The organism is Maricaulis alexandrii, from assembly GCF_005871165.1.
GTDB classification, from domain to species: domain Bacteria; phylum Pseudomonadota; class Alphaproteobacteria; order Caulobacterales; family Maricaulaceae; genus Maricaulis; species Maricaulis alexandrii.
On sequence record NZ_SWKP01000010.1, the window covers coordinates 123,080 to 135,462 of the forward strand.

Annotated in this window: 14 protein-coding genes; 8 read left to right on the plus strand and 6 right to left on the minus strand. The window is 64.1% G+C overall.

Annotated features, from left to right (window positions below; genetic code table 11):
* Positions 1-18 precede the first annotated feature (18 nt).
* The 4 genes from FCS99_RS14945 to FCS99_RS16165 all read right to left on the minus strand — a co-directional run bounded on the left by FCS99_RS14945 (position 19) and on the right by FCS99_RS16165 (position 3,779).
* Positions 19-999 (minus strand): acetyl-CoA carboxylase carboxyltransferase subunit alpha, encoded by a 981-nt coding sequence (locus FCS99_RS14945; RefSeq protein ID WP_138514001.1) that lies wholly within the window; start codon positions 997-999, stop codon positions 19-21.
* Positions 1,000-1,091: 92 nt separating this feature from the next.
* Positions 1,092-2,036 carry a site-specific tyrosine recombinase XerD gene (locus FCS99_RS14950; protein ID WP_233352857.1) on the minus strand — a complete coding sequence of 315 codons (945 nt, stop codon included), beginning with the start codon at positions 2,034-2,036 and terminating at the stop codon, positions 1,092-1,094.
* On the minus strand, positions 2,033-3,670 hold the full coding sequence (locus FCS99_RS14955) for a hypothetical protein (protein ID WP_138514003.1): 1,638 nt from the start codon (positions 3,668-3,670) through the stop codon (positions 2,033-2,035). Before FCS99_RS14955 ends, FCS99_RS14950 begins: the two co-directional genes overlap by 4 nt.
* A complete protein-coding gene (locus tag FCS99_RS16165; protein ID WP_171036403.1) occupies positions 3,639-3,779 on the minus strand; it encodes a hypothetical protein in 141 nt (46 codons plus the stop codon). The genes FCS99_RS14955 and FCS99_RS16165 overlap by 32 nt, the downstream gene beginning before the upstream one ends.
* A 108-nt stretch (positions 3,780-3,887) precedes the next feature.
* On the opposite strand from FCS99_RS16165, the gene FCS99_RS14960 reads away from it, so the two are divergent.
* Genes FCS99_RS14960 through FCS99_RS14970 form a run of 3 tightly spaced genes read left to right on the plus strand, consistent with a single transcriptional unit; the run spans position 3,888 to position 6,810 of the window.
* A complete protein-coding gene (locus tag FCS99_RS14960) occupies positions 3,888-4,427 on the plus strand; it encodes a shikimate kinase (RefSeq protein ID WP_138514005.1) in 540 nt (179 codons plus the stop codon).
* A complete protein-coding gene (gene aroB / locus FCS99_RS14965) occupies positions 4,424-5,524 on the plus strand; it encodes a 3-dehydroquinate synthase (protein WP_138514007.1) in 1,101 nt (366 codons plus the stop codon). Before FCS99_RS14960 ends, aroB begins: the two co-directional genes overlap by 4 nt.
* A complete protein-coding gene (locus tag FCS99_RS14970; RefSeq protein WP_138514008.1) occupies positions 5,524-6,810 on the plus strand; it encodes an HlyC/CorC family transporter in 1,287 nt (428 codons plus the stop codon). Before aroB ends, FCS99_RS14970 begins: the two co-directional genes overlap by 1 nt.
* On the opposite strand, the gene FCS99_RS14975 is transcribed toward FCS99_RS14970, so the two are convergent.
* Together FCS99_RS14975 and FCS99_RS14980 are read right to left on the minus strand one after the other, a co-directional pair.
* Positions 6,807-7,562 (minus strand): DUF3313 family protein, encoded by a 756-nt coding sequence (locus FCS99_RS14975; protein WP_138514010.1) that lies wholly within the window; start codon positions 7,560-7,562, stop codon positions 6,807-6,809. The two genes, FCS99_RS14970 and FCS99_RS14975, sit on opposite strands and share 4 nt — an antisense overlap.
* Positions 7,563-7,635: 73 nt before the next feature.
* Positions 7,636-7,905, minus strand: coding sequence for a BolA family protein (locus FCS99_RS14980; RefSeq protein ID WP_138514012.1), 270 nt, complete (start codon positions 7,903-7,905; stop codon positions 7,636-7,638).
* A 61-nt stretch (positions 7,906-7,966) separates the two neighbouring features.
* On the opposite strand from FCS99_RS14980, the gene FCS99_RS14985 reads away from it, so the two are divergent.
* From FCS99_RS14985 to FCS99_RS15005, 5 genes are all read left to right on the plus strand, one after another.
* Positions 7,967-8,581: a J domain-containing protein gene (locus FCS99_RS14985; protein ID WP_138514014.1), complete on the plus strand. Its 615-nt coding sequence runs from the start codon at positions 7,967-7,969 to the stop codon at positions 8,579-8,581.
* A gap of 224 nt (positions 8,582-8,805) precedes the next feature.
* Complete coding sequence (locus FCS99_RS14990) at positions 8,806-10,293, plus strand: methyl-accepting chemotaxis protein (RefSeq protein WP_138514016.1); 1,488 nt, start codon at positions 8,806-8,808, stop codon at positions 10,291-10,293.
* A 153-nt stretch (positions 10,294-10,446) separates the two neighbouring features.
* Positions 10,447-11,436, plus strand: coding sequence for a cobaltochelatase subunit CobS (gene cobS, locus FCS99_RS14995; protein WP_138514018.1), 990 nt, complete (start codon positions 10,447-10,449; stop codon positions 11,434-11,436).
* A 64-nt stretch (positions 11,437-11,500) separates the two neighbouring features.
* The gene (locus FCS99_RS15000; protein WP_138514020.1) at positions 11,501-11,851 is read left to right on the plus strand and encodes an ArsR/SmtB family transcription factor; all 351 of its coding nucleotides are present in this window, start codon (positions 11,501-11,503) and stop codon (positions 11,849-11,851) included.
* An 86-nt stretch (positions 11,852-11,937) separates the two neighbouring features.
* Positions 11,938-12,375 (plus strand): ArsI/CadI family heavy metal resistance metalloenzyme, encoded by a 438-nt coding sequence (locus tag FCS99_RS15005; protein ID WP_138514022.1) that lies wholly within the window; start codon positions 11,938-11,940, stop codon positions 12,373-12,375.
* Positions 12,376-12,383: the final 8 nt, after the last annotated feature.

The following is a 12,383-nucleotide window of genomic DNA, read 5'->3' on the forward strand; positions in this document are numbered from 1 at the left end:
GAAAGGGGCTGGCGTCGCCTATTCGGCGGCGTCGAGACGTCCGATGGCCAGGAAACGCTCGCGACGCTGCTGACGCAGTTCGGCGGGCGATTTTCCGTCCAGTGCAATCAGGTGCTGTTCGATCGCATTGCCGACGGCCTGCATGGTCTCGGCCGGATGGCGGTGTGCGCCCCCGATCGGCTCGGGGATGGTCTGGTCAACAATCTTGAGCGCCATCAGGTCCGGTGCGGTCACCTTCATGGCAACAGCTGCATCCTTGGCCCGCGCCGAGTCCTTCCACAGGATGGAGGCACAGCCTTCCGGCGAGATCACCGAATAGATCGAGTGTTCCAGCATCATCACGACATTGCCGGAGGCCAGGGCCACGGCTCCGCCGGACCCGCCCTCACCCGTGATCGTGGAGATCAGCGGCGTGCCCAGGGTCAGGCAGCGCTCGGTGGACCGGGCAATCGCCTCGGACTGACCGCGCTCTTCCGCGCCCAGGCCCGGATAGGCCCCGGCGGTGTCGACAAAGGTCAGGACCGGAAGATCAAACTTCTCGGCCATGTCCATCAGGCGGATCGCCTTGCGATAGCCTTCCGGACGCGCCATCCCGAAATTGTGCTTGATGCGGCTTTCCGTGTCGTGGCCCTTTTCATGGCCGATCACGACCACGGACCGGCCGCGGAACCGGCCAAGGCCACCGACAATCGCGGCGTCCTCGGAGAATCGGCGATCGCCGCAGAGTTCCTCGAAATCCTCGATCAGCGCTTTCCGGTAGTCGCGGAAATGCGGACGCTCCGGGTGGCGGGCCACCTGCGTCTTGCGCCAGGGATCCAGCTTTGAATAGAGCGCAGCCAGCTGCTCATTCGCCTTGTGGCGAAGGCGCGCCGTCTCTTCCGCCGTATCCGGCGAGTCATCACCGGATGTGCCTGCCAAGTTCTCGAGCTCTTCGATCTTGGCTTCCAATTCGGCCAGCGGCCGCTCGAAATCGAGATAGGTACGTGTGGGGTCGGACATGCCCTGCCAACACCTGTGAACACTAAAGAGGCGGGCAAACTAGCCAGCCTGCGCCGGGGTCACAAGCCTCGACAACCGTCCTTACGCACACGTCAACCCTGGCTACCGGTATCATCACGCCGGGCCAGCGGGTGTGCATCCTGCACCAGGGCGCGCAATCGCTCTTCCAGCACATGCGTGTAGATCTGCGTTGTCGACACGTCCGCATGCCCCAGCAGGATCTGCACACTGCGCAAATCCGCGCCCCGGGCGAGCAAGTGGGTGGCGAAGGCGTGGCGCAGGACGTGGGGCGATATCCGCGCCGGATCGAGACCGGCGGCCAGTGCCAGCTCGCCGAGCAGTTGGGCGAAACGTTCCCGGGTCAGATGACCGGATTTCGCCCGACGCGACGGAAACAGGAAACGGTCCGCCTTGCGCGCATGGTCCGGGTCCTCCGGCAAATGCTCCGACCGCACGGCCTTGTAGGCCTCCACCGCCTCCAGCGCGCCCGGGGTCAGCGGGACCAGGCGTTCGCGCCCGCCCTTGCCGGTCACGTGGATACAGCGCTCGGCACGGGCGAAGGCTGTCAGAGGCAGGGACACAAGTTCGGTCACCCGCAATCCGCCCGCATAGAGGATTTCCATCAGGGCCTGCATGCGCAGCCCACCCTCACCCTCCATGGCGAAGGCTGCATCGAACAGGGCATCGACATCGGCCTCGCTGAGCACTTTGGGCAGGGCCCGTCCCCGTTTGGGGGCCTTCAGGGGGGCCGCGGGATTGTCGGACCGCCGGCCATCGGAGAGCAGGAATTTGTAGAAACGCTTGATGGCTGACAGACGCCGGGCCGCCGTCGAGGCCGCCAGACCATCGCGGGCAAACCCGGCCAGCACGCCTTCCAGATCCGGTGTGGCGGCATCTGCAAGGGAATGACCACCCGCCGCCAGACGCGTGGCGACATCCTCCAAATCGCGGCGGTAGGCGTCGAGGGTATTCGCAGCGGCACCGCGCTCAGCGGCCATCATGTCCAGGAAGAGGGCAATCTCCCGGTGCGCGGTCACATCGCCCCCAGGATCACGCGTTCCAGCAAAAGTGCCCGCGCCTGCCGGCGCAGTCCGGCCGCATCCAGTGCGGCCAGCGCCCGGGAATAGGCATCCGCATCAGCAGCAATGCCCTCCTGGTTTAGCAGGGACAGGGCCAGCACAGCCGCCTCACCCCGCGCCCCGGCCCGGACCGCGGCGTCGAGCGCAGCCAGCCCGGCCAGACCGGCCACGGGTTCGCTGTTGAGCAGGGCTTCGCGCAGACCGGCTGGCGCCGGAGCGCCCAGTCGGGTGAGCGCGGTGGCCGGTGCCAGTCCGGCCTCGCCCCGGCCTTCCAGCCAGGCGGCCAGAACCGCTTCGAACCCGCCGCCCTGCAATTCGTCTTCGGCAATCGCCAGAGCCAGATCGAGGGCGACCATGCGCGCCGGGCTGGGCGGCACCCAGTCCTCTTCCGGCAGGGCCGTCATCATGGTCGTGCCATCATCCGGCTTGTCGATCTCTTCGCCGACCAGTTCCTGCGGCACCATGACCGGCTGGACCGGGCGCGGCGGACCGTCGAGCAATGCATTGCGCCAGGCCCAGGCATCGCGCAGGTCGCCGACCAGAAGCGCGGCCATGGCGATTTCATAGCCATGCTCCAGCGTCGCGGCTGTTACCGGGATGGACTGGATTTCACGGCCGTGATGGCGGGCCACATGGATGAAGTCGGATCCGCCATTCGTGTCGGCGAGCAGAAGGCCGAGCGCCTGTCCGGCGAGCTCGCGATCACGACCCTGGGCCAGCACACTTTCCAGCGTGTGATGCCGCTCGCGGCCGGTCTGTTCCAGCGCTGCTTCGAAAGCGAGAGCCGCATCGGTGGCGGGCGGTTGATGCCCGCCGGCAGCGTCATGGGCTTCCGCCTTCAGCCAGGCGGGCGCGGTCCCGGCGACGCCGGACGCCTCGTGATTGCCCCCCGCCAGATCACGGCTCATTGCCCATTGCAGGGCGGTTTCGGCGGGCCCGGCATCGGCCTCGGTGCCCAGAGTCAATGCAAAGAGGCGGGCGTCAAATCCGTCATCCTCGGACTGGCTGCGCGCCAGTTCAGCGGTCAGTTCCGCCGCCGCAGCCTGATCCTGCAGGATCAGGCAATAGGCCCGCACGCGAAGCCAGTAGGCCGTGTCGCGTCCCTCGATCAGGGCATCCGCCGTGCGGCAGGCCCGGTCGGTTTCACCCAAGGCGAAACCCAGATCGGCATGCCAGCGCGCCAGGGCAGGAATCCGGTTGATTCCGGGCGTGCGCTCCAGAAGGTCAAAGGCATCACCGGCACCACCGGCAGCAAGGAGCCGCTCCACCCGAAGGCGGGCCAGATCCGCATCGCCGCGGCCACCGGCCGGCGGCTGTCCGCCCGACATCAGGACGCTGCGCGCAGCGGCGGCGAGCACTTCGCTATTGTATTGGCCCTCATCCGGGCCGGGCAGGCGCGCCAGAACGGCGACCGCCTGATCGCGGCCGGTACCGCGCCAGAGCCGGTTGTCCAGCCCGGCCTGCGGCAAGGAGACTTCCATCGGGTCGAGCGCATCCAGCCGCTCAACCTCGATCCCGTCCTGCGCAAAAGCGGCGCTCCCCCAGAGCGCCAGCGCAAGGCTAGCGCGGGAAATCGTCTTCCAACTCAACACTGACACTCTCCCGGCTTGGCTCGAGACCGTTGGCGATCACGATCAGGGTTCCAAATCCGACCGCTGCAAGCCCGATAATGACGGCCAGACCGAACAGGAAACCACGCATCAATCCCACTCCATGATCGCTGACCCGGTGCCAGTTTGACTGCACCGGGCGAATGCGCTGAGCCTAACCGTGATTGCGGCGATTTCCAGACCGTTTATACCGCTAGACATGACGCAAGTGCTGACACCGGACCGGAGTATCGTCCTGATTGGGCTGATGGGCGTGGGCAAGACCACGGTCGGGCGACGCCTGTCCAAAGCACTGGGACTGAAATTCCGCGACGCCGATGAAGAGGTCGAAAAGGCCGCCGGACGCAGTGTAGCGGAGATCTTCAAGGATTTCGGCGAGGCCGCCTTCCGCGATGGCGAGCGCAAGGTCATTGCCCGCCTTCTGGAGGAACCCCCGATGGTGCTGGCCCTGGGCGGCGGGGCCTTTGTCGACCCGGACACCCGCGCAAAAGTGCTCAACCAGGCAGTCTCCGTCTGGCTGAAAGCCGATGTCGACACCCTGATGAACCGCGTCTCGCGCCGGGATACGCGTCCGCTGCTGCAAGATCCCAATCCCCGGGCGGTCCTGGAGCGCTTGCTCGAGGCCCGTACGCCCGCGTATGCAGAGGCCGATATCCATGTGGATGCTTCGGCGGGCTCCCACCAGACGACCCTCGACACCATTCTTCAGGCCCTGCAGGCCCGGGAGGCCAAAGCGTGAGTGAGATTTTGACCGTCCCCGTCGGACTGGGCGATCGCAGTTATGATGTTCTGGTCGGGCCGGGTGCACTGGACGCCGCGCTGGAACGCCTGCCCGCCTTCTTTCCGCGCGGCCGCGCCATTCTCGTGACCGACCGGAATGTCGCCGAACAGCACCTGGGACCCGTCTCGGAGAAACTCGGCTCGATCGGCCTCAAAACCCAGCCGGTCATTGTCGAGCCCGGCGAGACCGCCAAGAGCTGGGACGGGCTGCGTCATGTCGTGGATGCCTTGCTGGACCTCAATATCGAGCGTTCCGAGTGCGTGATCGCACTGGGTGGCGGCGTGGTGGGTGACCTGACCGGGTTTGCCGCCTCGATCACCAAGCGCGGTGTCGACTTCATCCAGATCCCGACCACGCTTCTGGCCCAGGTCGACAGTTCCGTCGGCGGCAAGACGGGCATCAATACCGATCACGGCAAGAATTTCGCCGGCACATTCCACCAGCCCCGTCTGGTGATTGCCGACATGGACCTGCTGGCCACCCTGCCCCGGCGCGAACAGCTGGCGGGCTATGCGGAGATCGTGAAGGCCGCCCTGATCGGTGATGCCCCCCTCTTCGATGCGCTGGAAGCTGACGGGGCCGGTGTCATGGAAGGCGAGGCGCTCAGCCGCGCGGTCGCCGCCGCCATTGCCTTCAAGGCCCGCATTGTCGCCGAGGATGAACGCGAAGGCGGGGTCCGCGCCCTGCTCAATCTGGGCCACACCTTCGGCCATGCCTTCGAGGCGGAAGCGCCCAAGACTGCCATCCGCCACGGTGAGGCCGTCGCCGCCGGACTGGGTCTGGCCTTTGCCTATTCCGCCCATCGGGGCCTGTGCCCGGCCGCGGATGCGGACCGGGTCGCCGACCATCTCAAGACCGTCGGCCTGCCCCATGGCGCCACCAGCCTTGCCCATACAAGCTGGGACGCCTCCCGCTTGATTGCGCGAATGCGCGATGACAAGAAGAACCAGGATGGGCGGATCACCCTGATCCTCGCCCGCCGGATCGGCGACGCCTTTATCGACCGCGAGACGGACGAAGCCGATCTGACACGCTTTGTGGAGAGCCAGCTCTGATGAGCCTCGACTGGACCCTGATTGGCCCGGCCCTGACCATTGTCGGCCTTTTGTGCCTGTCCGCCTTCTTTTCCGGATCGGAAACCTCGCTGACCGCGACCTCAAGGGCGCGCATGCTGCAGCTGGAGCGCGACAAGGTGCCGGCCGCGGGCATCGTCAACCGGCTGATTTCGGACGGGGAAAGCCTGCTGGGCTCGATCCTGCTGGGCAATAACCTCGTCAATATCGCCGCTTCGATGATCGCCGGGCAGCTGTTCGAACGACTTCTGGGCGGCAATTCGGTGCTCTGGGCCACCCTGATCATGACCTTCACCGTCCTGATCTTCGCGGAAGTCCTGCCCAAGACCTATGCCCTGTCCAATCCGGACCGGTTTGCCCTGACCGTGGCCCGCCCGATCCTGCTGGCGGTGAAACTGTTCGCGCCGGTGGTGCGGGCGGTGCAATTTGTCGTGTCAGGGACGCTGCGCCTGTTCGGGGCGCGCGTGGACGGTCCTGTCCTCTCTGCCCATGACGAGCTGCGCGGCGCGATCGCCCTGCACCATGAGGAAGGCGGGGTGGTCAAGGATGACCGGGACATGCTGGGCGGTGTGCTCGACCTGCGCGACCTGACCGTCGACGACATCATGGTCCACCGCAAATCCATCATCATGATCGATGCCGACAAGCCGCCGGCCGAGATCGTGACCGAAGCCCTGCACAGCCCGCATACGCGTCTGCCGCTCTACAAGGACGATTCCGAAAACATCGTCGGCATCCTGCACGTCCGGGACATGGCGCGGGCGCTGCACGAGGCCGATGGCGATGCCTCACAGGTGAATATCGACGCCCTGCGCCGTGAACCCTGGTTCGTGCCGGAGACCACGGAAGTTCTCGACCAGCTCAATGCCTTCCGAGAAAAGCGCGAACACTTCGCCCTGGTGGTGGACGAGTATGGCGCCCTGATGGGCCTGGTGACGCTGGAAGACATTCTCGAGGAAATCGTCGGTGCCATCGAGGATGAGCACGACATCACCGTTGAGGGCATCCAGCCGGAAGACAATGAGCAATGGCTGGTGGATGGCGGCGTCCCGATCCGCGACCTCAACCGCGCGCTCGACTGGGAATTGCCGGACGAGGAAGCGGTGACGATCGCCGGACTGGTGATCCATGAAGCCCAGACCATTCCGGAACGGGGTCAGGTCTTCCAGTTCCACGGCGCCCGGTTCGAAGTCGTCGAACGCCGCCGCAACCAGATCACCAAGCTTCGCGTCTCGGTCAGTCCCGATGATGTCGAAGTCGCCAGCTAGTCCGTTTCGTCCCGATAGGCCTCGACATAGGCGTCACACGTCCCCAGCGGGGTGTCGCCTTCAACCGCGTCGAAATCACCCCGGGCCTCAACGACCAGATCCCCGAAAGCATCGGCAAACACGCTGGCCAGTTCGGTGGCGTCGGCCAGGTCACCGAAAGCGTCGGGCCCGTCCAGCAGGGTGGTGATACCGCCGCCCGAGGCCAAATGGTTCTGTGACGCCCACTGGATCGCCGCGATCTGTTCGCCGTCCGGCGTCAGGATTTCGCCTTCCGCCCCCAGCGCGCCAATCCCGATCGGGACCCGCGGATTGAGCGGGCCCGGCACGGCCACACCGATGGCGCGGGACAGACCGGTCGTGGCCACATTGCTGCGTCGAAGCCCGGTGATGCGGGCCTCCAGGCGCGCCACCGCATCGGCGTCTTCCGGTGTCGGCAGAATGGAGAAGCCGCCGCGCGCAAAGCGCTGGCAGATTTCCCGCGACACCACGGCGCGCAGATAGTCCAGACGGTCCGGGGTCAGTGCGTCGTCGAACTCGGCACCGGCTGACAGTTCGACCACCGGCACATGCAGCGTGTCGATACCGGCCAAGGCTTCTCCGTCGGCATATTCCAACACCGGGACAAGCCGCCGCTCTCCAGAGACCAACCGTTCCGTGCTGGTCAGTTCGGTCGGGGTTTCGAACCGGGTCGAACACCCGGCCAACAGGCATCCGGCCACAATCGCCGGCAGACAAATGATTGAAAAACGCACGCCCCAACTCCCTCACGACACGTGCCCCAGCGTGCCAGACAGCACGCGCGGGACAACAGCAACATCTTGAGGTTTATTCGTCCGGAGCCTTCGCGCGGATCACCAGGGCATGCACCGGACCGGCCAATTCCTCTGCCAGCGCTTCATTCACCAGGCGGTGCCGGGCCACGCGATTGAGGCCCGTGAAACGGGATGACACGATCTCGACCGTGAAATGGCTTTCACCGCCCGGGCGCGCACCGGCATGGCCGGCATGCAGATGGCTGTCATCGATCACATTGACTTGTTCCGGCGCCAGGGCCGCGCGGAGTTTGGCAGCGATACGATCCTGCATTCCCGTCATTTTTCAGCTTTCCACATCGGCTTCATTGCCGCTTTACGGACGCATGCCCATAATTGGGGTCATGGCCGAAGCGTTCCAGTACAAACCGCGGTTCAAAGACATCCGCATCAAACCGCCGAAGGATGAACCTTCGCCGGAGGAACGCGTATGCGAATGGCCTGGATGCCGCAAGCATGGTGACAGCCGGGCCCCGAAATCGAACGACCGGCTGAATGACTTCTACTGGTTCTGCCAGTCCCACGCGTCGGAATACAACAAGTCCTGGAACTTCTTCGAGGGCATGAGCGAAAACTCCGCCCAGGCATTCCGGGAAAGCGCGACCTATGGCCACCGGCCAACCTGGAACTGGCGCAATACGCATTCCGCCAGCGCCAAGGCCTCCCGCGCGAGCCGGGATTTCGCCGACGGTTTCGCCGATCCCTTCGGCATGTTCGGGGACCGGCGCGATCCGCACAAGGAAGCCCCCAAGGAAAAGTCCATGGGCCGGCTCCAGTCGAAAGCGCTGGAAACGATGGGGCTGGACGCCGATGCGGACAGCGGCAAGGTGCGCCGTCGCTATGCCGAACTGGTCAAGCAATTCCACCCGGATGCCAATGGCGGCGACCGGTCGAGCGAGGAACAGCTGGGCCGGGTCATCGCCGCCTACCAGATCCTGAAAAACGCCGGCATGGCGTGATCCTGGAGCGGGTGCGCCACAGGGTCGCCCGGGCTTTCGTACAATTTTAATGACAATTTGAATTTTCCGCCGTCAGCGAAAGATAAAATACAATCAGTTCCGCGTCGCAACTTAACACCATGTTTACTCAGCGCGCCGAAAAGTCCGCCCAATAACAAGTTGAAATAGATGCGGGAATTCATCCCGTTCCAGTTCAACACCAATGGCCAGGGCAGGGGCTGAATATGTTGAAAATGAAATCGTCGCGCAATCAACAGATTGCCAGAAATTACGAAGCCGTCGCACGTTCGCAGGCCGTGATCGAGTTCACGCCGGACGGCAAGATCATCACGGCGAACCAGAACTTCCTGGATGCGATGGGATACGCTCTGGACGAGGTGCGCGGTCATCATCATTCCATGTTCGTGGATGCCGCCTACGCCAAGTCTCCGGAGTATGAAGCCTTCTGGAGCCGGCTTCGTGAAGGTCTGGCCCAGGTCGCCGAGTACAAGCGCTTTGGCAAGGGTGGCCGGCCAGTTTGGATCCAGGCCAGCTATAATCCGGTCCTGGACGATGCCGGCCGTACGATCAGCATCGTGAAATTCGCGACCGATGTGACGGACCGCAAGCTGCGCAATGCCGAGGTGCGGGGCAAGCTAAACGCGCTGGACAAGTCGCAGGCGATCATCGAGTTCGGCCTGGATGGCATCGTCCAGACCGCCAATGAGAACTTCCTGAAGACCATGGGCTATTCCCTGGACGAGATCCTGGGACAGCATCACCAGATCTTCGTGCCGGCAGAGGAGCGCAACACGCCGGAATACACGGAATTCTGGGCCAAGCTGGGTCGCGGTGAATTCCAGGCCGCCGAATTCCGCCGTGTCGGCAAGGACGAGAGCGATATCTGGATCCAGGCCAGCTATAATCCGATCCTCGACATGGACGGAGTCCCGTTCAAGGTCGTGAAATTCGCCACCGATATCACCGAGCGCGTTCGCGAACGGCACCGTCGCACGGAAGCACAAAAAGCCATCGCGGCAGATTTGAGCCGGATCACGGAGTCTGCGTCCGGCACATCAGCGCAAACCGCCAGCGTCGCCGCCGCCGCCTCGCAAGCGTCTTCGGGCGTGCAGTCGATTGCCTCCGGAGCGGAGCAACTTTCAGCGTCCGCCGCCGAGATCAGTCAGCAAGTTTCGCGGGCCTCCCAGATCAGCCGTGAGGCGCTGGCCGAGGCCGACTCGACGGACGCCACAGTGCAGACCTTGTCGGATTCAGCGCAGCGGATCGGCGAGATCATCAAATTGATCCAGGCCATTGCCGACCAGACCAATCTCCTGGCCCTGAATGCGACGATCGAAGCCGCCCGGGCCGGTGAAGCGGGTAAGGGATTCGCCGTGGTTGCCTCCGAAGTGAAGGGCCTGGCCAATCAGGCATCGTCAGCCACCGACGACATTTCCTCGCAAGTCGCCGGGGTCCAGGCGGCCACCCGTCATGCGGCCGAAGCCATCGCCTCGATCCGGGCCACGATCTCGGAGGTCGAAAGCGTGTCCTCTGCCGTTGCCGCGGCCGTCGAAGAGCAGACCGCCGTCACGGCCGACATGTCCGCCAACATGCAGGATGTTGCCCAGGGTGTGACGGATATCAGCGAAGCGATCCAGCGTATTGACGCTGCCACACGGGACGTCGAAAGCTCGACCCGCAACGTACAGGGCGTCGCCCAACAACTCGCTTGAGCCGGAGTGGCCGCCGTGCAGCGCATGGCGGCCATTCGCCTCAGCCGTTTGACTTGCCGGACCGCCAGACGTGCGATACGTCCGTGGACGTGTTTAACGCGGCTGCAGCAAACGACAGCCGCCTGACGACCTGTCACAGGTAAAGGCCGGACGATGAGCGACAACTTCCCCCTGCAAGCCCCCGACAAGATCGCGGACACCAAGGCCCTGTTCGGCTTTGACGCGGGATTTGAAGTGAAAATGTTCTCCCAGCCGGATGAGCATACGCCGGCGATCGATCCGACCTATGTCTTCGATCCGCCCACCACGCGCGCCATCCTGGCCGGCTTTGCCTATAATCGCCGGGTGATGATCCAAGGCTATCACGGCACGGGTAAATCGACCCATGTCGAACAGGTGGCCGCCCGCCTGAACTGGCCGATGGTCCGGGTCAATCTGGACAGCCATGTTTCGCGGATCGACATGGTCGGCAAGGACGCCATCGTCCTGAAGGATGGCAAGCAGATCACCGAATTCCAGGAAGGCATCCTGCCTTGGGCCCTGCAACGCCCGGTCGCCCTGCTGTTCGACGAATATGATGCCGGCCGTCCGGACGTGATGTTCGTGATCCAGCGCGTGCTGGAAGCCTCCGGCTCGCTCACCCTGCTCGACCAGACCAAGGTGATCCGACCGCATCCGTATTTCCGTCTCTTCTCCACCACCAACACGATCGGCCTGGGCGACACGACGGGCCTGTATCACGGCACGCAGCAGATCAACCAGGGCCAGATGGACCGCTGGTCGATCGTCTCGACCCTCAATTATCTGCCGCGCGAAACCGAAAACGCGATCATCATGGCGAAGATGGATCATCTCGCCGAGACCGATGCCGGCAAGAGCACGATCGAAGACATGGTCAAGGTCGCCGATCTCACCCGCGAAGCCTTCATCAATGGCGACATTTCCACCGTGATGAGCCCGCGGACCGTGCTCACCTGGGCCGAAAACTACGAGATTTTCGGGGATCTGGGGGCCGCCTTCCGGCTGACCTTCCTGAACAAGTGTGACGAGCTGGAACGTCCGACCATTGCGGAAATGTACCAGCGCGTCTTCGGCGAGGACCTGCCGGAGGCGCCGATCAAGTCCGCCAGCGACGCGGCCTGATCACGCCCTTGCAGAACGGGTGCCCCGCCTTGCGCCCGCCCCACAGTTCAACTATCGGTGAAACATGGAATCCGATCTGGCTGTCCGCCGTCTTTCCGCCCTCGCCCAGGCCAACCGGCTGGAGGTTTTCCGGCTTCTGGTGAAGGCCGGGCCTGACGGCATTCCCGCCGGCGAGATTGCCCGCACCCTGTCCATCGCCCCCAATACCTTGTCGGCCCAGTTGAACCTGCTTTCGTCAGCCGGGCTGGTGAAAAACCGGCGTGAGGGCCGGTCTCTCATCTATAGCGCCGAGTTTGAATCCATGGCCGATCTTCTGGTCTATCTGATGGAAGATTGCTGCCAGGGCCACCAAGCCGTCTGTGCGCCGATCATTGCGGCCGCATCGCAAGGCGATTGCTGCGACCCGTCCAGCTGAAACTTTGTACCGACCGGTTGACGGAAGGCAGACTGATCATTATTTCAATAATCGTTGAAATAATGAAACCGGATAAGGACCCCGCCATGAAACGGCTGCACGTACACATCTCGGTCACCGCCCTGGACAAGGCCGTCGACTTCTATTCCGCCCTGTTCGCGGCAGAGCCGACCGTCCGCAAGGATGACTATGCCAAATGGATGCTGGACGATCCGCGTGTGAACTTCGCCATCAGCACCCGCACCCACGCCTCCGGCATCGAACATCTGGGCATCCAGGTGGACGATGAGAGCGAGCTCGCCGATGTCTATGCGCGCCTGGACCAGGCCGGCGGCGAGGTTTTCGAGGAAGGCGAGACCACGTGCTGTTACGCCCGCTCGGAGAAGAGCTGGATTGCGGACCCGGCCGGCGTACAGTGGGAAGTCTTCCGCACGTTCGGCGACAGCACCGTCTATGGTCAGGACCTGGCCATCCCGGCGCCGGCCCCTCAGTCTGAACGCCCGCAGAATACCTGCTGCAGCTAGGAGCTCCC

Bases quoted from the DNA above. Each gene is read 5' to 3' on its own strand.
- FCS99_RS14945 (WP_138514001.1), bottom strand. From the start codon at position 999: ATGTCCGACCCCACACGTACCTATCTCGATTTCGAGCGGCCGCTGGCC.
- FCS99_RS16165 (WP_171036403.1), bottom strand. From the start codon at position 3,779: ATGCGTGGTTTCCTGTTCGGTCTGGCCGTCATTATCGGGCTTGCAGCG.
- FCS99_RS14960 (WP_138514005.1), top strand. From the start codon at position 3,888: ATGACGCAAGTGCTGACACCGGACCGGAGTATCGTCCTGATTGGGCTG.
- FCS99_RS14970 (WP_138514008.1), top strand. From the start codon at position 5,524: ATGAGCCTCGACTGGACCCTGATTGGCCCGGCCCTGACCATTGTCGGC.
- FCS99_RS14980 (WP_138514012.1), bottom strand. From the start codon at position 7,905: ATGACGGGAATGCAGGATCGTATCGCTGCCAAACTCCGCGCGGCCCTG.
- FCS99_RS14985 (WP_138514014.1), top strand. From the start codon at position 7,967: ATGGCCGAAGCGTTCCAGTACAAACCGCGGTTCAAAGACATCCGCATC.
- FCS99_RS14990 (WP_138514016.1), top strand. From the start codon at position 8,806: ATGTTGAAAATGAAATCGTCGCGCAATCAACAGATTGCCAGAAATTAC.
- cobS (WP_138514018.1), top strand. From the start codon at position 10,447: ATGAGCGACAACTTCCCCCTGCAAGCCCCCGACAAGATCGCGGACACC.
- FCS99_RS15000 (WP_138514020.1), top strand. From the start codon at position 11,501: ATGGAATCCGATCTGGCTGTCCGCCGTCTTTCCGCCCTCGCCCAGGCC.
- FCS99_RS15005 (WP_138514022.1), top strand. From the start codon at position 11,938: ATGAAACGGCTGCACGTACACATCTCGGTCACCGCCCTGGACAAGGCC.